We start from the raw sequence: 21,897 nt of genomic DNA, 5'->3' as shown, positions 1-21,897 counted from the left end.
ATCGACGACGATCACAACTCTGTTTGCGCGCCTTGAAGCCCGCGCGTCAGCGCGTAACTTGGTTAGGAACAGACAGGAGTCTCTGATGCGTTTTTTGATTGCGGCTTTTCTGGCCGTTGGGTTAGGCACCCCAATTTCCGCCAAAGAAGGCGTCACGGATTTCACTCTGGACAACGGGCTTCAGGTCGTTGTGATCGAAGATCACCGTGCGCCGGTCGTCGTCCATATGCTGTGGTATCGGGCGGGGGCTGCGGACGAACAACCCGGCGTGTCAGGCATTGCGCATTTCCTGGAGCATCTGTTGTTCAAGGCCACCGACACGATGGAGGCCGGAGAGCTGAGCCGCGTGGTTGCCGAAAATGGTGGGTCTGACAACGCATTCACATCGCAGGACTATACCGCGTATTTCCAGCGGGTCGCAGCGGATCGTCTGGGTCTGATGATGCAGATGGAAGCCGACCGGATGCGCAATCTGCGACTGACCCAGGATGACATCGCGACCGAACGAAATGTCATTCTTGAAGAGCGGGCCCAACGCACTGACAACGACCCGTCGTCCCTGTTCTATGAACAAATGAACGCGGCAGCGTATCTGAACCATCCCTATGGCACCCCGATCATCGGTTGGCGCCACGAAGCGGCCCAATTGTCGCGCGAGGATGCCTTGGCATTTTACGAACGTTTCTATGCACCGAACAATGCGGTCTTGATTGTCGCAGGCGATGTGACGCCGGATGAGGTCAAGGTTTTGGCACAGAAACACTATGGTCCGCTGAAGCCTACGCCTGATCTGATGGCGCGCGAGCGACGCGCCGAGCCGCCGCAACTGGCCGAGCGTCGGATACGCTTCGAAGACCCAAGGGTCTCGCAACCCTATGTCTATCGCCAGTACGTCGCGCCCGAACGTGATGCAGGCGCGCAGGAAGAAGCCGCAGCCCTTGTGTATCTGGCCGAAATTCTTGGCGGAAGCGGGGCCACATCTGTGTTGGGGCGTGCGCTTCAGTTCGAAAACCCAATCGCGGTCTATGCCGGGGCGGGCTATGGCTCGGTTATGCTGGACGACACCGAGTTTTCGCTGGTGGTCTATCCGACCCAAGGCACCAGCCTTGCCGAAGCCGAAGCGGCGTTGGACGCGCAGATTGCGAAGTTTCTGGACACCGGCATCGACCCTGATCAGTTCGAGCGGATCAAGTTCCAGATCCGCGCAGATCAAGTCTATGCGCTCGACAGCGCGATGGAGCGGGCGCAGCGCTATGGTCGTGCGCTCACTTCGGGCCTGACGATCGAGGATGTGCAGGCGTGGCCGGATGTGTTGCAGGCCGTCACTCCGGAACAGGTGATGGACGCCGCGCGCAAGGTGTTCGATGATCGCCGATCCGTCACCGGCTGGCTTGTTCCCGAAGGCGGAGAGGAAATGAAATGAAGCGTCTGTTCGTCACCCTTGTCACGCTGTTGGTTGTGAGCTTTCCCGCCCGCGCCGAGATTGCCATTCAGGAAATCACGACGCCCGGTGGAATTAACGCCTGGCTGGTCGAAGAAGACAGCCTGCCCTTTACCGCGCTGGAAATCCGCTTTCGCGGTGGCACCTCGCTGGATCGGCCGGGCAAGCGCGGGGCGGTCAATTTCATGGTCGGCCTTCTGGAAGAAGGGGCCGGGGACTTGGACGCGCGCGGCTTTGCCGAAGCACGTGAAAGCCTGGCCGCGTCGTATCGTTTCGGAGCCTATGATGATGCGGTGACGGTTTCGGCGCAGTTTCTGACCGAGAATCGCGAGGCGGCGACAGAGCTTTTGCATATGGCGCTAACTGAGCCTCGTTTTGATGCTGCTGCCATTGACCGTGTTCGCGCGCAGGTGATGTCGCATCTGGCATCTCGCTCGACCGATCCCAACGCCATCGTGGGCGAAACATGGGATCGCATGGCCTATGGCGATCACCCCTATGGCAGCTATCGGGTTGGTACGGTCGACAGCGTGGCGGGATTGACGCGGGACGATCTTGTGACGGCGCTGAAGGACGCGCTTGCGCTGGATCGCATTTATGTGGCTGCCGTCGGCGATATCTCGGCGGATGATCTGAGCAAGCTGCTTGATGACTTGTTTGATGGGCTGCCCGCGACCGGTGCACCTTTGCCACCGCGTGCGGATTTTGCGTTGTCCGGGGGCACCACGGTCGTTCCTTTTGACACACCACAATCGGTCACAATGTTCGGACAGTCTGGCATCGCTCGCGATGACCCGGATTTCTTTGCTGCTTACGTTGTGAATGAAGTTCTGGGCGGACGCGGTTCGCGCTCGCGCCTGATGCAAGAGGTGCGGGAGAAGCGCGGGCTGACCTATGGCGTCGGGACGTTTCTGGCCAATGCCGATCTGTCAGACACCATATTGGGACAGTTTTCCAGCCAAAACGGGTCCATGGCCGAAGCGATCGAAGTGACACGCGGTGAATGGGCCAAGATCGCGAAAGATGGCATCACGCAGGATGAATTGACTGCCGCGCAAACTTATCTGACCGGATCGTATCCGCTGCGTTTCGATGGCAATGCCAATATCGCCAATATTATGGTGTCGATGCAGATGGAAGACCTGCCCGTCGATTACATTGCCACGCGAAATGATCAAGTGATGGCGGTCACGCTAGAGGATGCAACGCGGGTTGCGACGCGGCTTTACGACCCGGATGCATTGCATTTCGTGGTGGTTGGCCAGCCTGAGGGCGTTGTTTCAAATTGATCGGTTGTAGCTGTTGGGTCGGGCAATTCGCAATGGTCGAATCGGCGCAAGATATGCTAGGTTTTGTGGTATGCCCGAGGATAGCCCCCATATAAGCCCCGCGCGCGCCTCTGATCGCCGCCCGGTCATTCGCCAGTTGGACGATGCTGCAATCAATAGAATTGCAGCGGGCGAGGTTGTGGAGCGCCCCGCATCAGCCGTCAAGGAACTGGTGGAAAATGCGCTGGACGCCGGCGCGACGCGGGTTGAAATCGCCTATGCCGATGGCGGCAAAACCCTGATCCGTGTCACCGATGATGGGTGTGGGATTGTGCCCGATGATCTGCATTTGGCTTTGTCACGTCATGCGACGTCGAAGATCGACGGCTCGGACCTTCTGGACATTCATACCTTCGGCTTCCGGGGCGAGGCATTGCCGTCGCTCGGGTCGGTTGGTCGCCTGACCATCACCTCGCGGGTCGATGGGTTTGATGCTGCCACGATCCGGGTGGCCGGCGGTGAAACCAGCGTGGTGAAGCCTGCGGCCTTGTCGGCTGGAACTGTGGTTGAGCTGCGTGATCTTTTTTACGCAACACCCGCAAGGTTGAAATTTATGCGCAGCGATCGGGCCGAGGCGCAGGCGATCACCGATGTGATCAAGCGCCTTGCGATGGCTGAACCGCATGTGGGCTTCACCCTGCGTGATGTGTCCGGTGGCGGTGAGGGCCGCGTGACCTTCCGCGCCGATCCTGAAACCGGCGATATGTTCGATGCGCTGGGCGGGCGGCTCGGGTCCATCCTTGGGCGCGATTTTTCGGATAATGCGATCAGGATTGATGCGGAACGCGACGGGCTGCGCCTGACCGGGTTCGCGGCGCTTCCAACCTATTCGCGCGGCGCTGCGGTGGCGCAGTTTCTGTTCGTGAACGGTCGCCCCGTGAAAGACAAGCTGCTGACCGGTGCACTGCGCGCGGCCTATTTCGATTTCCTCAGCCGCGACCGGCACCCGGCGGCTGCATTGTTCGTATCCTGCGACCCGCATCTGGTCGATGTAAACGTGCATCCGGCGAAATCCGAGGTGCGGTTTCGCGAACCGGGCGTTGCGCGTGGCTTGATTGTGTCGGGCCTGCGTCATGCGCTGGCAAGCGCGGGGCATCGTGCGTCAACGACTGTCGCGGGGGCGACTTTGGGCGCGATGCGGCCCGAACAACCGGCGCCGCGCGTTTATCAAATGGACCGCCCCGGCGCTGGCGCGATCCGGCAGACCTACACCTCGCAAGCCCCCGGCTCTGACGTGCCGGGCTTTGCCGAAATGTCCACGCCCTCAGCCCGCTTTGATCCGGTGGTCGAGCCGGATAACGAAGCCCTGCAAAAGGCGCTGCCCCTTGGCGCCGCCCGCGCGCAGGTGCATGAGAACTACATCATCGCACAAACCGAAACCGGCATGGTTATCGTGGATCAGCACGCGGCACATGAACGTCTGGTCTATGAAAAGCTCAAACGCCAGATGGCCGAAAACGGCGTCGCGCGTCAGGCCCTTTTGATCCCTGAAATCGTCGAACTGTCCTCGGGTGATGTGGCGCGGCTGTTGGAAGTCGCAGATGACCTTGCCCGGATGGGGCTTGTCATCGAACCCTTCGGTGGTGACGCCATCGCCGTGCGCGAGACCCCGGCCATTCTGGGCGAAATCAACGCCACTGCGATGATCAAGGACGTGCTGGACGAACTGGCCGACCTTGGCGACAGCAACAAGGTGCAGGCGCGCCTTGAAGCCGTGTTGTCCCGCGTCGCCTGCCACGGCTCGATCCGGTCGGGTCGCTGGATGCGGCCCGAGGAAATGAATGCGCTCTTGCGCGAGATGGAGGCCACGCCTCATTCCGGCCAGTGCAACCACGGCCGCCCCACCTATGTGGAACTGAAACTTGCAGATATCGAAAGGCTGTTTGGCCGCACATGATCCAGATTGGCGATACAACCTACAACCTCGCGGACCCGTCAACGCTGCTGGTGATCGGCGCGGCAGTGCTGGCCGTGTTGATGTTCGTCCTGCTTATCGTCGTGGTGCGCCGGGCGGGGCAATCGGCACGCGTGGCCCATGATCTTGCCCGCGACATGGGCGGTCTTGGGCAGGCTGTGCAGATGCTGGGCGCGGGCCAGGATCAACTGTCGGGCGGGTTGCGCACGGTGTCGGATGCTCAGTCCACCGGACAGGCGCAGGTGTTGCAGGCGATGGAAACGCGTCTGGCGCATGTGCAGCAGCAGATGAACGACCGGCTGCATGACAACGCGATGAAATCCGCCCGCGCCATGTCGGAATTGCAGGAGCGGATGAAGGAAAGCCTGCAAGGCAACACGGTGAAAACCACCCAAAGTCTGACCCAGTTGCAGGAACGGCTGGCGGTGATCGACAAGGCGCAGGACAACATCACGCGGCTGTCGGGCGATGTGCTGAGCCTTCAGGATATCCTGTCCAACAAACAGACGCGCGGCGCATTTGGCGAGATACAACTGCACGACATCGTATCCAAGGCGCTGCCCAAAGACAGCTATGACCTGCAACAGACCTTATCCAACGGCAAACGCGCCGATTGCCTGATCCACCTGCCCAACCCGCCGGGGCCGATCGTGATCGATTCAAAATTCCCGCTGGAGGCTTATGAAGCCCTGCGCGCCGCGGACACGCCTTACGAGGTGAACGAGGCGGCAAAGGCCATGCGCATCGCAGTCAAGGCGCATATCAAGGCCATCGCCGAGAAATATATCATCGAAGGCGAAACCGCCGACGGTGCCCTGATGTTCCTGCCGTCCGAGGCCGTCTATGCCGAACTGCACGCCAACTTCCCCGAACTGGTCCGCGAAGGGTTCGCGGCGCGGGTTTGGATCGTGTCCCCCACGACCTGCATGGCGACCCTGAACACCATGCGGGCGATCCTGAAAGACGCCCGAATGCGCGAACAGGCAGGCGAGATCCGTAAGATGCTGAAGCACCTTCACCGGGATGTGGAGCTTGTTGTCGAGCGCGCGGGCAAGTTGGAGACTCACTTCGATCAGGCACGACGCGATGTTGAGGGGATCACCACGGCGGCGGAACGCGCCGGAAAACGTGCGGCGCGGCTGGATAATTTCGATTTTGAGGAGCTGTCAGACGAGGCCGAGAATGTGGTGCCGATTGGGAAAGGGTGAGGGTTGCCGGGGCGTTGAAAGGCAGTTTTGAGCCCATTGCGGTTGTTCACGGGCCAGCGCATAAATGCTGGCAGGAGGTATAAGAACCATGGCAGAACCCGCAGGTCTACTGTTTGAATGCCCGTTGAACGAGAAACTACTGGCAGCCCTGTTCAAACAAGAAATCACCCTTGACGACCGCAAGGTACAATTTGGCCGTGCGTTATCCGAACTCCTTGGTAGCGGAGACGATGCGGACGTTCTGATTGTTCATCATGATCCAGACCAAGAGCGCCTGTTTCTAGCCTGGATGCTCAATTTTTATGACAAAAGCGCACTTGCCCCGATCTGGCCGATCCTTGATGCGCTGGCTGCAAACATTGATCCCTCGGCAGATGCCGGAGGTGCCGTGGCCACGATATTTCCCGAGGCCCTTGAATCCGTTCGGGTGCAGGATGGCACGGTGGTCCGCGGGCCCGGCGATCTAGTCGATGCCGATCTTCTCAAGCGGCTCTCCGACAAACTCTGGGACTTTGCCAAGAAGGAGCAGTTCCCGGATGCCGCCGCGTCGATGCGGCGCAAGACAACGCAATGCAAACCCTTCAAAACCGCGTGGAAATCCTATCTGGCCTGGCGCGAGAAAGAAGAGCGCCCCGCCCGGATCGCGGCGGCAACCGCACAAGAGCCGTTCTTGCTGTTCGACGACGTTTACACCGCACAGGGTCAGGTTTTCCAGCGTCACAACCATACGAAACGGGATATCGAGTTTGCCGGAGCAGACCCGCTGACATTTCGAAAGGAAAGCCGCTATCACGCCGACAAGAACCATGTCTGGCATCGCCAGCTTGCCGACGGTTCGCCACCGGCAAGAGATCCGAAAGGCGCTTATCCACGCAACAATCGCGATGCAATTTGGGAATACGTACACGTCGAGGGTGCCGATGGAGCATCCTTTCGCTGGCTTTTCGACCGGTGGGATACCATTTACTGGCGTGACAGGCACCGCGTCTACAGCAGTTCCTCGGCGCTTGCGCTTGTTCCCCTGCCGGGCGTCGATGCAACCAAATTCCGGGAAATTGGCAACGGCTATGGAACCGATGGGCAGCAGGTTTATTGGGGCCTGGATCGTCTGCCGCTTGACGCAACAAAACTGCAAACAAACGACATCTTTATCTGGGACCCTGACAAGGTATTTTGCCTGGGTCAGGAACTGCCCCTTAAGGGGGCGGGATTTCGCATACTGACGCAGAAGTTCCAGCGCCCGGCCATCCAATATGCCTATCGGCTGACGGACGGCAAAAAGACGATCGTCCTATCCCCGCAAAAAGAGATACTGCCGGACGATCCGGATTTTTGACAGGCATGACCCGCCCGTAGGGTAGGAAACCTTCATCGGAGCAGGGCTTCGAACAGGTCTCGGGGAGAGGCTTGTTGAACCGCGGCAGTGGTGCAATCGCCGTCGGGGGCGATTTCGTACATGAGATAGGTAATCTGCGCGCCGCTGCCCTCAACGTAGGCCCGGGTGCCATCGGCCAGAGTTTCGATGTCCTGGTAGACGTTGAAAGTTCCGATTTGGCGATTACGGAATATCCGGCTCTTGGGGGTGCCATCGGCAGCGTCAGTCGAAACAAAGGCAAACACCATCTTGCCGGGCTCGCCGGTGTCCTTGACGATGGCTGCCCGTTGTCCGATCGCGTCGATGGGATCTGCATTTTCGGGCCAGGCGTCGTACAGATCCGGGTTGCGGGAATCGAGGAGGAACACTTCGAAAAAGCCGCAGAACGACGGGTTGATCTGGATGCGCACCTGCTGCTTTTCCTCGGCATCCCTCATGATCAGGACACCCAAGACAAACAACCCGGCAAGAAACAGGGCAAGGATCGAGTAACGGCTGGGCTTCTTCATTTGTCTGGAAGCTCCTGGATAAAATTGATTTTCTTCGGTTTATTGCAACTATGCGAAGAATGGAATGCCAGGTGCCTTGGGATTGCGGTGCAGCCCGTTCGTTCTTTAGGCTCGGAATCCGAACCATGGCCACGGCAACTACGCGTACAAAATTCGCTACGCAAAGGAAACCCCAGTCGGCGAATGCTTTTGCATCAGAAATGATGACCGCCGCCAGCGTTTGCGACATCCTTTTGATCCCGCTCGATCAACTAGAGCCGAGTCCGCTGAGCGTCCGCAAAGTCCCGCAAACCAGACTCTCCGTTACCCATGCTCCACCACCTCAACATGCTGCGCCAGTTCCTTCACATGCCCCATCCAGACCTCGATCATCTCGGGATCATCTGTCGCTGCGGACACGCCAGCCGGGGCTTTGCCGTCTCGGATCATCTCGACGGCAAGTGAGACGGGGGTCGAGACCAACCGCGCCATGGCGGTGCCGCGTTCGTCGCCCCAAGCGTCCATGACATATGTTTTGTGATAGACCGTTTCGCCGTCTTTTTCCGCCTTCAACGCCACGCACATGATCACACGGTCAGGCTCCCCGTCGTCATAGGCATTGTCGCGCCAGAACTGGTCGGACATTTCCTTCAGCCGCGCGTCGCCTTCGGGGCCTTGCAGCGTCTCGACCTCGGCAAAGACGTCATTCCACGCCTCGGCCCAGCCGTTCAGGCGCAGGGTGCCGCGCACGAAGGTGTCGACGTGCCACGCGGGGTCGAACTTGTAATCCGCCATGAAGGGGATCGAGTCGCGGTTGGGGTAGACCTCGAAGCTCTCGGGCGCGGGCAGGGGGGCGTCATAGGTGCTGATCGCGTCCCAAGGCCGCGCGACATCCAGCGGTCTGCCGTCCTTGATCGAGCGAGAGGGCGAACGCAGCGCTTTCAGCACGCCCAAAGGCGACCAACTGAACTTATAGCGAAACGGGTTCGGGATTTTCGGCACGCCGCCGCAATAGCTGATGAAACTCAGTTTGTTATTCGGGTCAAAGGCATCTGACGCGCGATAATCGGCGACCAGCCAGTGGGCCATCAGGTGGTCGATGCCGGGGTCCAACCCGATCTCGTTCACGCAGGCAAGACCAGCGTCGCGGAAGTCTTCATCCAGCGCGCGCATCTCGGGCGAGATATAGCTGGAGGACACGAAATGCGCGCCTCTTTGCAGGCAGCGCTCGGCCAAGGGGACGTGCAGATCGCCAGGCAGCATTGACACCGCGATATCGCCGGGGGCAAGGGCCGCGGTCACGGCGTCCAGATCGAAGGCGCGGATATTTTTGGTGAGATCGCCGACGGCCTCGCGCGCCTTGTCGACGGTCCGGTTCCAGACTACGACGTTGCGACCGGACTCTAGCAAGCGACGCAGGCCGGGGATGGCCGACAGGCCGGTGCCACACCAATGGATTGTCATGTCAGGGCTTCCTTTCAGCCGAATTTCAGTTTGGCGGTGATGATGGACCCCACCATCACCAAGGCAATTGCGTTTGCAATGACCATAGGCCACGCGTCGAGCATCAGGCCATAGATCAGCCATAACCCGATCGAGGCGAAGACCATCAGGTTCGTTGGCAGGGATAAATCCGCCGTTTGCCGCGTGCGCCAGGCCCGAAGGGTTTGCGGCAACCAACAGATGGTGCTGATGACGCCGGCGGCGCTGCCGATCAAGGTTTCCAAATCAGATGTCCTTCAAATGGGTGCGGAACGTCGCCTTGGCTCGGCCCCAGACCCCCGTCGTCAGATCGGTCAGGGTCAGAAGCGACGGCAGAAGCTGTCCGGCGTAGTCGATGGAACTTTCCAAGGGCAGCATAGACGGCAAGTTGTCGATTGCCATCACATCCAGCACGGGGTTGTCCGCCACGCGCAGGACGGGGGCGTCCCAACTGGTCGCGTGGTCATAGACCGGCACGGGGTTGTAGTCGCTGTCCGGGTCGCAAGCCACGTCACCGATGACGGTCAGCGTGCGATTAGCCGTCAGTGCATTGCGCGCCACGAACACCGGCGTTTGGGGTCCGGCGAGGATGCAGTTGATGAACAGGTTGTGGTCAAGGATCTCGGGGAAGGGGCCACCGCTGGCGGTTTCCGCCATGTCCCATTTGGTGACGGTGACACCCATCGCCTCCATCAAATCAGACGCCCCTGTGCCAACGCGACCCAACGCGCCGATGACGATGGCGGTCGGGCGGGGGGTATTGGTGGCATTAAGTTCGGAGCGAAGCTCGTCCAGCAACGCGTCCTTGTTCTTGTAGGCTCCAACGGGACCGCATAGCTTCCCGTGTTGTTGCGCGGCCCATGCTTTCAGTGTCACCGCTGCGCCCGCAAACCCGGCCCAATAGCCGAACGCCGCCACACGCCGCCCAGTTTCGTCGACCAGATATTCGAGGTCATAGAGCGTGCCACCCCCTGCCTTGAACCTCTCCAGCAACGCACGGCCAGAATGCTGGCCCTTGAAGGCGTGGCCGAACATGATGTGGCAGTGGGGAAGGGGGGTGCCGTCCTCGGGCAGCTCTTTCAGACCGAAAATGATGGCGTCTTTCGGCGCGTTGGGCCAGCTGTTTTCCGGCGCAATCTCGCAGCCTGCGTCGCGGTAGCCGTCGATGCCGATGGCGCGGACCCGGCTTTCTTCGACCGTCACGCGCAGGCCGGCATGAATCAACGCTTTCGCACCGTCAGGCGTCAGCCCCACGCGGTCTTCGTTCTGACGCTGTTCGGCGCGAACCCACAGATGTGTCATGGTGAAAGCTCCTTAAAAATGGGTCTGCGCGTGGTGTCGGTCGGTGGGTTCCAGATGCGGAACAGCGTTGAACTGGATCAAGCTGAGCCCGGCAGGTGTCAGGCGCATCCGGTGGACCGAGCTGTTCATGATCGGCAGGATCGTGCGGGTGAACGCGCCGATTTCAAGGCCCATTACCACCCGCGTTGCCATGCCGATCAAGCCGCCTGAGGTAAAGATGATCGCATCCTCGCCCTGTTCGGCGATGTCGTGAATCACGTCGCTGACGCGGGTTTGAAAATCGTGGAAGGTCTCTGGCACGTCGTCGATTTTGCCTTCCTGCCAGGCCGAGAAGGTCAGCGGCAGATGGTTGATGAAATCTTCATGGGTGCGCGGATGCGGGATGCCGAACTGGGTGTGCATCCGTTCGGACAGGTCGAAATAGCGCACCTCGTCCAGTCGGGCGTCCTGTGTGAAGTCATCCGCGCCCCATTCCTGTGCTGTCTGGCGGTGCCGCGTCAGCGTGCCGGTGTAAACCTTTCTGTAACGCTGCCCGGTGTTGCGCATGTAATCCCCCAGCCAACGAGACTGCTGGCGGCCCAGATCGGACAGCCGATCATAGCCTGCTTCGTCGGTCGCTGTGTTGTTGGCCTGGCCGTGGCGGATCAGCGTGATTGTGGTCATGAAGAATCCTTTCGGCTCATTGCTAGTGAATTGGATCCAATTCGGAAAGGGGGGCTGGCGCAAAATCGGCGTGGGGTGTCGGGATTGTAAGACTGACGCACGGCCACACGTGGTTTATAATGCCCTGCATCAGACGGAGGTTTCCATGAGCGATGGCATCAAATTCACCTTGGACGGGCAGGACGTGGTCGCCCACGAAGGCGAAAGCATCTGGGATGTGGCAAAGCGGCAGGGCACCCCGATTCCGCATTTGTGCCACAAGGATGTGCCGGACCTGCGTGCCGATGGCAACTGCCGCGCCTGCGTGGTCGAGATCGAGGGCGAACGTGTGTTGGCGGCCTCGTGCATCCGGCAACCGACCCAAGGAATGGTTGTCACCACCGACAATGCGCGCGCGCGCCAGGCTCGCAAGATGGTGGTTGAACTGTTGATGGCCGACCAGCCTGACACCCCGCATGATGCCTCGTCACATTTGTTGGACATGGCCGATCTGACCGGTGTGGCATCCAGCCGCTTCCCGAAGCTGGAATCCGGGCGCATCCCGTTGCTGGATGACAGTCATGTCGCGATGAGCGTCAATCTGGACGCCTGTATTCAATGTAACCTGTGCGTCCGTGCCTGCCGCGAAGTGCAGGTCAACGACGTGATCGGTATGGCCGGGCGCGGGCATGACGCCTATCCTGTCTTTGACATTGCCGACCCGATGGGCGCGTCAACTTGCGTGGCCTGCGGCGAGTGTGTGCAGGCCTGCCCCACTGGCGCGCTGATGCCCGCCAAGGTCAAGGACACGCAGGATTATGACCGCGAGGTCGAAAGCATCTGCCCCTTCTGCGGCGTGGGTTGCCAGGTCAGCCTGCGCGTGAAGGACGACAAGGTCGTGTATGTCGAAGGCATCAACGGCCCCGCGAACGAAGGCCGCCTGTGCGTGAAGGGCCGGTTCGGCTTTGACTATATCAACCACGACCACCGGCTGACCAAACCCCTGATCCGCAAGGAAGGCGCACCCAAGGGGTTGAACGTCGATCCCGCCAACCCGCTGACCCATTTCCGCGAGGCAACTTGGGATGAGGCGCTGGATTACGCGGCAAACGGGCTTGCCAAGCTGCGCGACACCTATGGCGGTGACGCAGTGTCCGGGTTTGGGTCGGCCAAATGCACCAATGAAGAAGCCTATCTGTTTCAAAAGCTGATCCGCACCGGTTTTGGTCATAACAACGTGGACCACTGCACCCGATTGTGCCACGCGTCGTCGGTGTCGGCGCTGCTGGAAAACGTCGGCTCGGGTGCCGTGACCGCCACGTTCAACGAGATTGAAAACGCGGATGTTGCCATCGTCATCGGCTCGAACCCGATCGAAAACCATCCGGTCGCGGCGACATATTTCAAACAGTTCACAAAGCGCGGTGGCAAGCTGATCGTGATGGACCCGCGCGGCACTTCGCTTAGCCGGTTCGCCACGCATATGTTGCAGTTCAAGCCGGGCGGCGATGTGTCGATGCTGAACGCGATCATGCATGTGATCGCCGAAGAAGGTCTGACCGACGACGCCTATATCGCCAAGCATACCGAGAATTGGGAGGCGATGCGCGAGCACCTGAAAGCGTTCCCGCCCGAGGATATGGCCGAGATTTGCGGCATCCCCGCCGAAACCCTGCGCGAAACCGCCCGCACCTTTGCGGCAGGTAAGGCCGGGATGATTTTCTGGGGCATGGGTATCAGCCAGCACGTGCACGGCACAGACAATTCCCGCTGCCTGATCTCGCTGGCGTTGATGACTGGCAATGTTGGGCGTTCGGGCACGGGCCTGCACCCGCTGCGGGGGCAGAACAACGTGCAGGGCGCGTCGGATGCCGGTCTGATCCCGATGTTCCTGCCGGATTACAAGTCGGTGAAAGACCCCGCTGTTCTGGCCGAGTTCAGCGCCGAATGGGGTGTGGATAACTTGTCCGACCAGCCCGGCCTGACGGTGGTCGAAATCATGGACGCCGTGCATGATGGTCGCATCAAGGGCATGTATATCCTGGGCGAAAACCCGGCCATGTCTGATCCCGACATCACCCATGTGCGCGAGGCTTTGGAGCGGATGGAATTTCTGGTCAGTCAGGACATCTTCCTGACTGAAACCGCCAGCTATGCCGATGTCGTCCTGCCCGCCGCTGCGTTTGCCGAGAAAACCGGCACCGTGTCCAACACAAACCGGCAGGTGCAGATGGGCCGCCCCGCCGTCCCGCCCCCGGATGAGGCGAAAGAGGATTGGTGGATCACGGTTGAACTGGCGAAGCGTCTGGGGCTGGATTGGACATATACCCACCCAAGCGAAGTGTTTGCCGAAATGGGCCGCCTGATGCCATCGCTTAACAACATCACGTGGAGCCGGTTAGAGGCGCAGAATGCGGTGACATATCCATCCCTGTCCCCCGAAGATCCGGGACAGGCCGTCGTGTTCGGCGACGGTTTCCCGCGCGCAAACAAGCGCGCGCGCTTCACACCAGCGGCCATCCTGCCGCCGGCCGAATTGCCCGACGCCGACTATCCTATGGTGTTAACCACCGGGCGACAATTGGAGCACTGGCACACCGGGTCCATGACCCGCCGCGCCACCGTGCTGGACGCCATCGAGCCGGAGGCGAACTGTTCCATGAACCCCAAGACCCTTCGCGAAATGGGGGTCGAGCCGGGCGACATGGTGCGCCTGACCACCCGCCGCGGATCCATCGAAGTGATGGTCCGCGCTGATTATGGTGTGGCTGAAAACATGGTGTTCCTGCCGTTTGCCTATGTCGAAGCGGCGGCCAACATGCTGACCAACCCGGCGCTGGACCCCTATGGCAAGATTGCGGAAATGAAGTTTGCAGCGGTGAAGGTCGAGAGAACCAACTCCATCGCGGCGCAGTAAGGGCCACCGGGCAGGGTCGAATCGATCGCACGATTGCGGTGTGTCAAAGCGGACTGCCCGTATTTTTGGTAAGGGTCGCCTTGAGTGAAAATTCGAGGTGTATGATGAAAATTATCTTCCTTACCGGTGTCGGATTACTCGTTGCCGCCACCGCTTTCCTTGTGATTTCAGCCCAATGGTTCACGGCTGAAATCAACCGACAAATCAGCAGATTGCTGACTGGACCGGTTTTGGCGGTCCGGCCAGACAATAATCTACCAGAGGTGGTGCGCCGTTTTGCCCAGCGAGGTCATGCGGCAGAAAATGGTGTTCCGCGCGTCGTCGAGTTTACGCAAGACCTAGAGCTGCGACAGGGCGAAAAATGGAGCAAAATGACCGCTCATCAACACATCGCGATCACTAGGCCGGGATTTGTTTGGGTGGCAGACGGAACGGGCTGGCCCTTGCCAGTGGTGCGTGTTCTGGACAGTTTCGTTGATGGTGCCGGATTGCTGGAGGCGCGATTGCTTGGTGCAGTGCGGGTGGCCAGATTTGAAGGTGCTGATGCTGATCTGGGCGAGGCGATGCGTTATGTTGCCGAACTTCCTTGGGCGCCAGATGCAATATTGACCAACCCGTCCATTTCTTGGCGTGAAGTGGACGCGCAAGTTGTGGAAGCCAGGCTGCCCCTGCCCGATGGGGCGGCAATCGTGCAGTTCACCTTCGACGATGTCGGCGACATCGTCGAAGTCTATGCCGAGAAACGCCCCGATACTTCCGAGGGGAAAACCGTGTTGCGCGAATGGCGTGGGTTGTTCAGCTCATATACCGATATCGGCGGGCGTCGCGTTCCGGCAGAAGCGGAAGTCGGTTATGTAGTAGACGGTGCTTACGAGCCGTACTTTCGCGGGCGTGTGACGTCCTATCAGATCCGGCTATGAGGCTTTGAAGCCCTGTCCGACCCCTGAACGCGGGCAGACAGAAACGCAGCGCCTCACCCCCACTTCACATCCCCCAGAAAAATATATCCCGCGCCATAGATCGTCTTGATCAGGCGCGGGTTTTTTGGGTCTTCCTTCAACTTGGTGCGCAGGCGCGAGATGCGGACGTCCATGGCGCGGTCGAAGCTTTCTCCAGCAACGCCGCCCAATGTTTCCTGCATCTGCGCGCGGGAGATCAGGCGCTTGGGGGCGTCAAGGAACAGCCGCAGCACTTCACCTTCGGCGTGGGAAAACGCTGTTTCTTCGCCGCTTTCATCTTCAAGGATGTAGCTGTCGAAATGGGCGGTCCAGCCGTTGAAACGCGCGGTTTGGGACGATTTCAAACTTGATTTCGGGCTGCGCAGCCGGGCGCGGACGCGGGCTACGACCTCGGACGGTTCAAAGGGTTTGACGATGTAATCATCCGCCCCCAATTCCAACCCTGTTACCCGATCCTGCACCTGCGTGCGGCCAGAGATGATGATGACCGACGCCCCGCTTTCCAGCGCCAGCCGGTGCACCAGCGTCAGCCCGTCGCGATCCGGCAGACCAAGGTCGACCAGGCAGACATCAGGGGACATGGCGTTCAGCGCGGCCTCGAATTCCGTGGCGCGGGCGAAACTGGCGGTGCGAAAACCAGCGTCTTCAAGCGCGTCAGAAAGCATACGGCGGATTTCAGGTTCGTCATCGAGGATGGCAACCATGGGTTGGGTCATATTCGAACCTCGTCTGACAGAAAGGTGGCAAGTTCGCCCTGCGTAAAAGGCTTGGCCAGAACCGGAAAACCGGCCTCGGCGCGGCGTGGATCGTCCGGGGGAAGGGATGTCATGACCAGCATAGGGACATTTATCCCTGCCGCGCGCAAGCCCTTCAAAAACTCCGGTCCGGTCTGCGCGCCTTCCAGCATCACATCGCTGAGGATCAGGCCAAGCCCGTCCAGATCGACAAGCCCCAGCGCCTCTTCTGCCGATGTCGCCTCGATCACCTGATGGCCCATGGTGGTCAGCATGTCACGGACCGAGGTGCGGATATCTTCATTGTCTTCGATCAGAAGAACAAGGCGCGGCGAAATGGGTTGCAGCGGTTTGCGAAGGGGCAGGCGGATTGAAACCACTGCCCCCCCGGTTTCGGCCGAGTTGGACAGTTTCAACTGTCCGCCGGCCACCTTTGTCTGATCATAGACCATGGACAGGCCCAGGCCCGACCCTTCGCCCCCTTTGGTGGTGAAGAACGGGTCCAGCGCATGCTCCAGGGCCTTGGGCGCGAAGCCGGGGCCGGTATCGGTGACGCGAAATTCCACCCAGGTTTCGCGGATCGGGCGCGCGGTCAGGTGAATTGTGCCCGGTCCCGCCCCGATTGCGTGGGTGGCGTTTAGGATGAGGTTCAATATCCCGTCCTGCACGGCGCCGGCATCCAGAACGATTGGATCACCAAGTTCGGACACGTCGATCTTCAAGTCGATCCCGTCCGGCAAGGTGGACCGTGCCAGTGTTTCCAAGCCACGCAGCATGTCGGGCACTAGGGTGGGTTCGAAATGCAACTCGCGCCGCCCCGAGATCGAGGCGATCCGGTCCAGCAGCGTTCCGCCCCTGCGCACCGCTCTGGTGGTGGCCGCGACCATCTTTTGCGCCTCTTCGCCCAGCGGCATCTGAGCAAGGCGGCTTTGCAGTCCAAGGATGATGGTCAGCAGGTTCGAAAAATCATGCGCGACGCCCGATGTCAGCTGGGCAGCGAGTTCGCGTTTCCGGGTTTGCGTCAAGGCGGCGCGGGCCTGCGCTTCCTGCGTGATGTCCATCGACAGGATATAGACGCCAGTGATCTCGTCGTCATCGTGATCAGGCGTCAAGGCTACTCGGATACGGCGGCCCGATGCATCATCGACCAGCTCGAACACGCTGGGTTCGCCAGTGAAGGCGCGGGCAAAATAGGGCGAGATGCGGTTATAGAACTCGTCGCCCAAGGCCGCGCTTGCATGAAGGCCAACCAGATCACTGGGCCGCCCCGGCATCACATCCCCCAACCGGCGGTTCGAGAACGTGTAGCGCCGGTCACGGTCGATGCGCGCGATGTGGGCAGGCATCATCTCGGCTGTCAGTCGGGTGCGGCTTTCCATTTCGGTCAGTTCGCGCTTGGTTTCCTCCAGCGCCGAGTTTGCCGAAGCCAGCGCCCGGTTGGTCTGTGTCAGTTCCTCTGTGTAAGCGAGCACCTGGTCGGATAATTCTTCGGACCGGGCGCGCAACAGCGCCTCTTGCCGCTTGATCGGTGTGATGTCGGTATAGACCGTCACCCACCCGCCCTGAGACAGCGGATGCCCCTCGACCGAGATCACCCGACCATTGGCCCGCGTGCGCTCCATATAGTGAGGTTCGAACGCCAATGCTTGCTGGACGCGCGAGGTCACAAAAGATTCTATGTCCCCGACCGCGCCATAGTCGCCCCGCTCCGCAAGATAGCGGATGGTGTCGGAAAACTCTGCACCGGGGGTGACAAGGTGATCGGGCAGGTCGAACATCTGTTGAAACTGGCGGTTCCCTACGACCAGTTGCAGTTTGCGGTCATAAATGGAAAGCGCCTGTTGAATAAGGTTCAGACCGGCTTGCGTCAGGGCCGAGGTTTCGGTTGAATTTTTTGCCAACAGTGCCTCCTGTTCCTTGTTTCGCTAGCACCTGAAACGACCTGTGAAAAGGCATTTCAGATGGTGGTTCGGCCCGAAGCCCGCCGTGTAACAATTCGTTAGAATTGCGAAAAAGTGGCGAAACCTTTGACGGCGAAGTTTTTTAGGTCAGGGTTGCAGGGCAAGATTCGCTCTGCGCTCGGGAACGTCGCCCGTACCGACGGTGGGAGGAAAATTTGTCACAGGAACTAGCCGCTCAAGGCGACTTTGCGTCCATTCCTGCGCTGCTTGCGCGGAATGCGAAGAAGTATGGGGATCGCCCGGCCTATCGTGAAAAAGAATTCGGCATTTGGCAAAGCTGGACTTGGGCTGAAGCTGCCGAGGAAATCGAGAAACTTGCCCTTGGCCTTTTGGCGCTTGGGATTGATCGCGGCGACCACGTCGCCATCATCGGGCGCAACCGCCCCGCTCATTACTGGGCAATGGTCGCCGCGCAAAAGGTCGGCGCGGTACCGGTACCATTGTATCAGGACGCTGTCGTAGAAGAGATGGAATATGTGCTGAACCATTGCGGTGCACGGTTCGTGGTCTGTGGCGATCAGGAGCAGGTCGACAAGGTCATCGAGGTGCAGGAAAGCATCAAGCATATCGAGCATGTCGTGTATTATGACAAGCGCGGCTTGCGGAAATACGACCACAGCCATCTGCACTGGTATCGCGACATTCAGGAAGAAGGCCGCGTGGCCCATTCGCGCCTTGAAGGCGAAATGGCAGCCCGCGAAGCCGAACTGACCTATGACAGTAAATGCGTCATGCTTTACACTTCCGGCACGACAGGACGCCCCAAAGGGGTGGTGCTGTCAAACCGCAACATTGTTGAAAGCGCCAAGAATTCGTCAGAGTTCGATAATCTGGGTGTGAATGAAGACATCCTTGCCTATCTGCCGATGGCGTGGGTGGGTGACTTCATCTTTTCGCTGGGACAGGCGATGTGGTGCGGGTTCTGCGTGAACTGCCCGGAAAGCCCGGAAACGATGATGACAGATCTGCGCGAAATCGGTCCGACCTATTACTTCGCACCGCCCCGCGTGTTCGAAACCCAGTTGACCAACGTGATGATCCGGATGGAGGACGCTGGCGATCTGAAATACGCGTTGTTCCACCATTTTCTGGATTTCGCCAAGAAAGGTGCGGGCGAGAAATACGGCATGCCGCGCCGCAAAGTCACGACCCAGAAAAAAACCCTGGAGCAGAAGATTCGCCACGGCTTTCGCTATGCGATGGGCATTGGCTTTGCAACAGAGACAGTCATCGAAAATGTCATCCGGCTGGGCATTGCCAAGCTGCGTTACGGCAAGAATGTGCGCAAACATTTCAAGGCGAAAGACCCGATTGGTCTGAAGCTGTATCGCGGCAATGCGCATGATTATTTCAAGTATCGCTGCGGTGACGTTCTGGTCTATGGCCCGTTGAAAGACACGCTGGGTTTTGGGCGCATTCGTGTGGGCTATACTGCCGGTGAAGCCATTGGCCCCGAGATTTTCGAGTTCTACCGCTCGATGGGGATCAACCTGAAACAGCTTTACGGTCAGACAGAAGCCACCGTGTTCATCACCGTGCAGCCTGATGGCGAAGTGCGCAACGATACCGTGGGTGTGCCAGCACCGGGCGTTGAAATCAAACTGGCAGAGAATGGCGAGATCTTCTATCGCAGCCCCGGCACCTTTGTAGAGTATTACAACAACCCCGAAAGCACTGCGGACACCAAGGACCCGGAAGGGTGGGTGGCCACGGGTGACGCAGGATTCTTTGACAAGACAAACGGTCATTTGCGGATCATCGACCGCGCTAAGGATGTCGGCAAAATGGCCGATGGTCGCCTGTTCGCGCCGAAATATGTAGAGAATAAGCTGAAGTTCTATCCTGATATTCTGGAAGCGGTGGTGTTTGGCAATGACCGTGACATGTGCACGGCGTTCATCAACATCGATCTGACGGCGGTCGGCAACTGGGCCGAACGCAACAACGTCGCTTATGCGTCCTATCAGGAACTGGCCGGACACCCGGATGTGTTGTCGACCATCCAGGAACACGTGGAAACCGTGAACAAATCCGTGGCCGAAGACGAGATGCTGTCAGGTTGTCAGATCCACCGCTTTCTGATCCTGCACAAGGAATTGGATGCCGATGACGGCGAAATGACACGGACCCGCAAGGTGCGTCGCAAGATCGTCGAGGAAAAATACGCTTCGCTGATCGACGCGCTTTACAGCGGGAAATCCGAACAATTCATCGAGACCGAAGTCACATATGAAGATGGTCGGAAGGGCTCGATCAAAGCGACCCTCAATATCCGCGACGCGGCTGTTGTGGGCAACATTCAGGGGATGGCGGCAGAATGACGACAGCGACCGACATGAAAGCCGACAGCTATGTCACCGCGGACGGCCGCACGATTGGCGGGGTCGTGATGGACCTGAAAAACATTACGCTAAGATTTGGTGGCGTGGTGGCGATCAAGGACATCAGCTTTGACATCCGCGAAGGTGAAATACGCGCAATCATCGGCCCGAACGGGGCTGGCAAGTCTTCCATGCTGAACGTCATTTCGGGGTTTTATAAACCTCAGGAAGGCGAGGTTTGGTTCCGTGGGTCAAAGCGCCCACCGATGAAACCTTATCAGGTTGCACGGCAAGGTCTGGCGCGGACGTTCCAGAACATCGCGTTGTTTGACGGGATGACTGTGCTGGATAACATCATGACCGGCCGTCTGAACCACATGAAGGCCAACCTGCTTCAGCAAGCGATCTGGAAGGGCAAGGCCGAACGGGAAGAGATTGCGAACCGTGAGATTTGCGAGAAGGTCATCGACTTCCTTGAAATCCAGCATATCCGCAAAACGCCGGTGGGACGTTTGCCATATGGTCTGAAAAAGCGGGTTGAACTGGCGCGCGCACTGGCCGCGCAACCGTCGCTTCTTTTGCTCGATGAGCCGATGGCCGGCATGAACGTTGAGGAAAAAGAGGACATGTCCCGCTTTATACTCGACATGAATGACGAATTTGGCACCACCATCGCCCTGATCGAACACGATATGGGCGTGGTCATGGATCTGTCCGACCGCGTGGTCGTGATGGATTACGGAAAGAAAATCGGGGACGGCACGCCGGACGAAGTGCGCAACAACCAGGATGTGATCGACGCCTATCTTGGCGTGGCACACGATTAAGGGGGGACTTATGCCTGAACAGCTACTCTTTGCGATGGAAGTCACCCTGAACGGCCTGATGGCCGGGGTGCTTTATGCGCTGGTCGCGCTGGGGTTTGTCTTGATCTTCAAGGCCTCTGGCATCTTCAACTACGCCCAAGGTGTTATGGCGCTGTTTGCAGCGCTCACATTGGTCGGCATCCAACAAGGACAGGTGCCGTTCTCTCACCTGATCAACGCGATTTTCGGTACGGAAGTTCAAAATTTCCCATGGCAAGTCCCGTCACTGATTGCGATCGTGCTGGCTGCGTGCGTGATGATCCTGTTTGCATGGATCGTGGAAAAATACATTCTTCAGCACTTGATCGGACAGCCTGATATCATCCTGTTCATGGCGACCATCGGTCTGGCATATTTCATGGAAGGGTTTGGCGATATAATGTGGGGTGCCGACATCAAGACGCTTGATGTTGGTTTGCCGCAGGGTATGAACATGGCCATCGACGAAATCACCTATAATTGGTTCGGCTACGGCTTCTTCATCGACAATCTGGACATTGTAGCGACCGTCGTTGCTGCGCTTCTTGTAACTTCGCTTGTGATCTTCTCGCAGTATACCAAGCAGGGTCGCGCGCTACGCGCCGTGGCGGATGACCATTCAGCGGCTTTGTCGGTTGGCATCTCGTTGCGCTTCATCTGGGTGCTGGTCTGGTCGATTGCTGGCTTCGTGGCCTTGGTCGCGGGCATCATGTGGGGGGCCAAGTCAGGGGTGCAGTTCAGCCTGTCGCTGATTGCGCTGAAGGCACTTCCGGTTCTGATGCTCGGTGGCTTTACGTCGATCCCCGGTGCCATCGTTGGTGGGCTTATCATCGGTGTGGGTGAGCAGTTGTTCGAATTCGCCATCGGACCCATGATCGGCGGCGCAACCCAGAACTGGTTTGCCTATGTGTTGGCGCTTATTTTCCTGATCTTCAGGCCCCAAGGTCTGTTTGGCGAAAAAATCATCGAGAGGGTCTGA

Annotated in this window: 17 protein-coding genes; 10 read left to right on the top strand and 7 right to left on the bottom strand. The window is 59.1% G+C overall.

The genetic code is table 11. The features are described from left to right. Nucleotides 1–85 precede the first annotated feature (85 nt). The 5 genes from BMY55_RS00190 to BMY55_RS00170 all read left to right on the top strand — a co-directional run bounded on the left by BMY55_RS00190 (nucleotide 86) and on the right by BMY55_RS00170 (nucleotide 7,228). On the top strand, nucleotides 86–1,423 hold the full coding sequence (locus BMY55_RS00190; RefSeq protein WP_091427238.1) for a M16 family metallopeptidase: 1,338 nt from the start codon (nucleotides 86–88) through the stop codon (nucleotides 1,421–1,423). After that, a complete protein-coding gene (locus tag BMY55_RS00185; RefSeq protein ID WP_091427237.1) occupies nucleotides 1,420–2,730 on the top strand; it encodes a M16 family metallopeptidase in 1,311 nt (436 codons plus the stop codon). Before BMY55_RS00190 ends, BMY55_RS00185 begins: the two co-directional genes overlap by 4 nt. A gap of 70 nt (nucleotides 2,731–2,800) precedes the next feature. Next, on the top strand, nucleotides 2,801–4,666 hold the full coding sequence (gene mutL / locus BMY55_RS00180) for a DNA mismatch repair endonuclease MutL (protein WP_091427235.1): 1,866 nt from the start codon (nucleotides 2,801–2,803) through the stop codon (nucleotides 4,664–4,666). Then, the gene (locus tag BMY55_RS00175) at nucleotides 4,663–5,892 is read left to right on the top strand and encodes a DNA recombination protein RmuC (RefSeq protein WP_091427233.1); all 1,230 of its coding nucleotides are present in this window, start codon (nucleotides 4,663–4,665) and stop codon (nucleotides 5,890–5,892) included. The genes mutL and BMY55_RS00175 overlap by 4 nt, the downstream gene beginning before the upstream one ends. A gap of 88 nt (nucleotides 5,893–5,980) precedes the next feature. Then, the gene (locus tag BMY55_RS00170; protein WP_177179255.1) at nucleotides 5,981–7,228 is read left to right on the top strand and encodes a DKNYY domain-containing protein; all 1,248 of its coding nucleotides are present in this window, start codon (nucleotides 5,981–5,983) and stop codon (nucleotides 7,226–7,228) included. A gap of 32 nt (nucleotides 7,229–7,260) precedes the next feature. Here BMY55_RS00170 and BMY55_RS00165 read toward each other — a convergent pair whose 3' ends face one another. The 5 genes from BMY55_RS00165 to BMY55_RS00145 all read right to left on the bottom strand — a co-directional run bounded on the left by BMY55_RS00165 (nucleotide 7,261) and on the right by BMY55_RS00145 (nucleotide 11,202). Then, the gene (locus BMY55_RS00165) at nucleotides 7,261–7,776 is read right to left on the bottom strand and encodes a hypothetical protein (protein ID WP_091427229.1); all 516 of its coding nucleotides are present in this window, start codon (nucleotides 7,774–7,776) and stop codon (nucleotides 7,261–7,263) included. Between the two features lie 303 nt (nucleotides 7,777–8,079). Beyond that, complete coding sequence (locus BMY55_RS00160) at nucleotides 8,080–9,219, bottom strand: saccharopine dehydrogenase family protein (protein WP_091427227.1); 1,140 nt, start codon at nucleotides 9,217–9,219, stop codon at nucleotides 8,080–8,082. A gap of 14 nt (nucleotides 9,220–9,233) precedes the next feature. After that, a complete protein-coding gene (locus tag BMY55_RS00155) occupies nucleotides 9,234–9,482 on the bottom strand; it encodes a SemiSWEET family sugar transporter (protein WP_091427225.1) in 249 nt (82 codons plus the stop codon). Between the two features lies 1 nt (nucleotide 9,483). Next, a complete protein-coding gene (locus BMY55_RS00150) occupies nucleotides 9,484–10,539 on the bottom strand; it encodes a saccharopine dehydrogenase (RefSeq protein ID WP_091427223.1) in 1,056 nt (351 codons plus the stop codon). A 12-nt stretch (nucleotides 10,540–10,551) separates the two neighbouring features. After that, the gene (locus BMY55_RS00145; RefSeq protein WP_091427221.1) at nucleotides 10,552–11,202 is read right to left on the bottom strand and encodes a histidine phosphatase family protein; all 651 of its coding nucleotides are present in this window, start codon (nucleotides 11,200–11,202) and stop codon (nucleotides 10,552–10,554) included. A gap of 145 nt (nucleotides 11,203–11,347) precedes the next feature. On the opposite strand from BMY55_RS00145, the gene fdhF reads away from it, so the two are divergent. Together fdhF and BMY55_RS00135 are read left to right on the top strand one after the other, a co-directional pair. Further along, complete coding sequence (fdhF, locus tag BMY55_RS00140; protein WP_091427219.1) at nucleotides 11,348–14,098, top strand: formate dehydrogenase subunit alpha; 2,751 nt, start codon at nucleotides 11,348–11,350, stop codon at nucleotides 14,096–14,098. A gap of 101 nt (nucleotides 14,099–14,199) precedes the next feature. After that, nucleotides 14,200–15,018 (top strand): DUF6544 family protein, encoded by an 819-nt coding sequence (locus BMY55_RS00135; RefSeq protein ID WP_091427218.1) that lies wholly within the window; start codon nucleotides 14,200–14,202, stop codon nucleotides 15,016–15,018. Nucleotides 15,019–15,071: 53 nt separating this feature from the next. Here the strand turns inward: BMY55_RS00135 and BMY55_RS00130 are convergent, their stop codons facing one another. Together BMY55_RS00130 and BMY55_RS00125 are read right to left on the bottom strand one after the other, a co-directional pair. Continuing rightward, nucleotides 15,072–15,773, bottom strand: coding sequence for a response regulator transcription factor (locus tag BMY55_RS00130; protein WP_091427215.1), 702 nt, complete (start codon nucleotides 15,771–15,773; stop codon nucleotides 15,072–15,074). Then, on the bottom strand, nucleotides 15,770–17,692 hold the full coding sequence (locus BMY55_RS00125; RefSeq protein ID WP_091427213.1) for a hybrid sensor histidine kinase/response regulator: 1,923 nt from the start codon (nucleotides 17,690–17,692) through the stop codon (nucleotides 15,770–15,772). The genes BMY55_RS00130 and BMY55_RS00125 overlap by 4 nt, the downstream gene beginning before the upstream one ends. A gap of 215 nt (nucleotides 17,693–17,907) precedes the next feature. Here BMY55_RS00125 and BMY55_RS00120 point away from each other — a divergent pair, with 215 nt between their 5' ends. Genes BMY55_RS00120 through BMY55_RS00110 form a run of 3 tightly spaced genes read left to right on the top strand, consistent with a single transcriptional unit; the run spans nucleotide 17,908 to nucleotide 21,897 of the window. Then, entirely contained in the window at nucleotides 17,908–20,073 is a 2,166-nt protein-coding gene (locus BMY55_RS00120; RefSeq protein ID WP_091427211.1) for an AMP-binding protein, read from the top strand. Further along, on the top strand, nucleotides 20,070–20,900 hold the full coding sequence (locus BMY55_RS00115; RefSeq protein WP_245744605.1) for an ABC transporter ATP-binding protein: 831 nt from the start codon (nucleotides 20,070–20,072) through the stop codon (nucleotides 20,898–20,900). Before BMY55_RS00120 ends, BMY55_RS00115 begins: the two co-directional genes overlap by 4 nt. Before the next feature lie 10 nt (nucleotides 20,901–20,910). Further along, entirely contained in the window at nucleotides 20,911–21,897 is a 987-nt protein-coding gene (locus tag BMY55_RS00110) for a branched-chain amino acid ABC transporter permease (protein WP_091427209.1), read from the top strand.

The organism is Aliiroseovarius sediminilitoris, from assembly GCF_900109955.1.
GTDB lineage: Bacteria > Pseudomonadota > Alphaproteobacteria > Rhodobacterales > Rhodobacteraceae > Aliiroseovarius > Aliiroseovarius sediminilitoris.
The sequence above is the reverse complement of the archived record's forward strand: the minus strand, read 5'-3'. Positions and strand labels throughout refer to the sequence as shown.

Excerpts from the sequence above, each read along its gene's own strand:
- BMY55_RS00190 (WP_091427238.1), top strand. The coding sequence starts at position 86 with ATGCGTTTTTTGATTGCGGCTTTTCTGGCCGTTGGGTTAGGCACCCCA.
- BMY55_RS00185 (WP_091427237.1), top strand. The coding sequence starts at position 1,420 with ATGAAGCGTCTGTTCGTCACCCTTGTCACGCTGTTGGTTGTGAGCTTT.
- mutL (WP_091427235.1), top strand. The coding sequence starts at position 2,801 with ATGCCCGAGGATAGCCCCCATATAAGCCCCGCGCGCGCCTCTGATCGC.
- BMY55_RS00175 (WP_091427233.1), top strand. The coding sequence starts at position 4,663 with ATGATCCAGATTGGCGATACAACCTACAACCTCGCGGACCCGTCAACG.
- BMY55_RS00170 (WP_177179255.1), top strand. The coding sequence starts at position 5,981 with ATGGCAGAACCCGCAGGTCTACTGTTTGAATGCCCGTTGAACGAGAAA.
- BMY55_RS00165 (WP_091427229.1), bottom strand. The coding sequence starts at position 7,776 with ATGAAGAAGCCCAGCCGTTACTCGATCCTTGCCCTGTTTCTTGCCGGG.
- BMY55_RS00160 (WP_091427227.1), bottom strand. The coding sequence starts at position 9,219 with ATGACAATCCATTGGTGTGGCACCGGCCTGTCGGCCATCCCCGGCCTG.
- BMY55_RS00150 (WP_091427223.1), bottom strand. The coding sequence starts at position 10,539 with ATGACACATCTGTGGGTTCGCGCCGAACAGCGTCAGAACGAAGACCGC.
- BMY55_RS00145 (WP_091427221.1), bottom strand. The coding sequence starts at position 11,202 with ATGACCACAATCACGCTGATCCGCCACGGCCAGGCCAACAACACAGCG.
- fdhF (WP_091427219.1), top strand. The coding sequence starts at position 11,348 with ATGAGCGATGGCATCAAATTCACCTTGGACGGGCAGGACGTGGTCGCC.
- BMY55_RS00135 (WP_091427218.1), top strand. The coding sequence starts at position 14,200 with ATGATGAAAATTATCTTCCTTACCGGTGTCGGATTACTCGTTGCCGCC.
- BMY55_RS00130 (WP_091427215.1), bottom strand. The coding sequence starts at position 15,773 with ATGACCCAACCCATGGTTGCCATCCTCGATGACGAACCTGAAATCCGC.
- BMY55_RS00115 (WP_245744605.1), top strand. The coding sequence starts at position 20,070 with ATGACGACAGCGACCGACATGAAAGCCGACAGCTATGTCACCGCGGAC.
- BMY55_RS00110 (WP_091427209.1), top strand. The coding sequence starts at position 20,911 with ATGCCTGAACAGCTACTCTTTGCGATGGAAGTCACCCTGAACGGCCTG.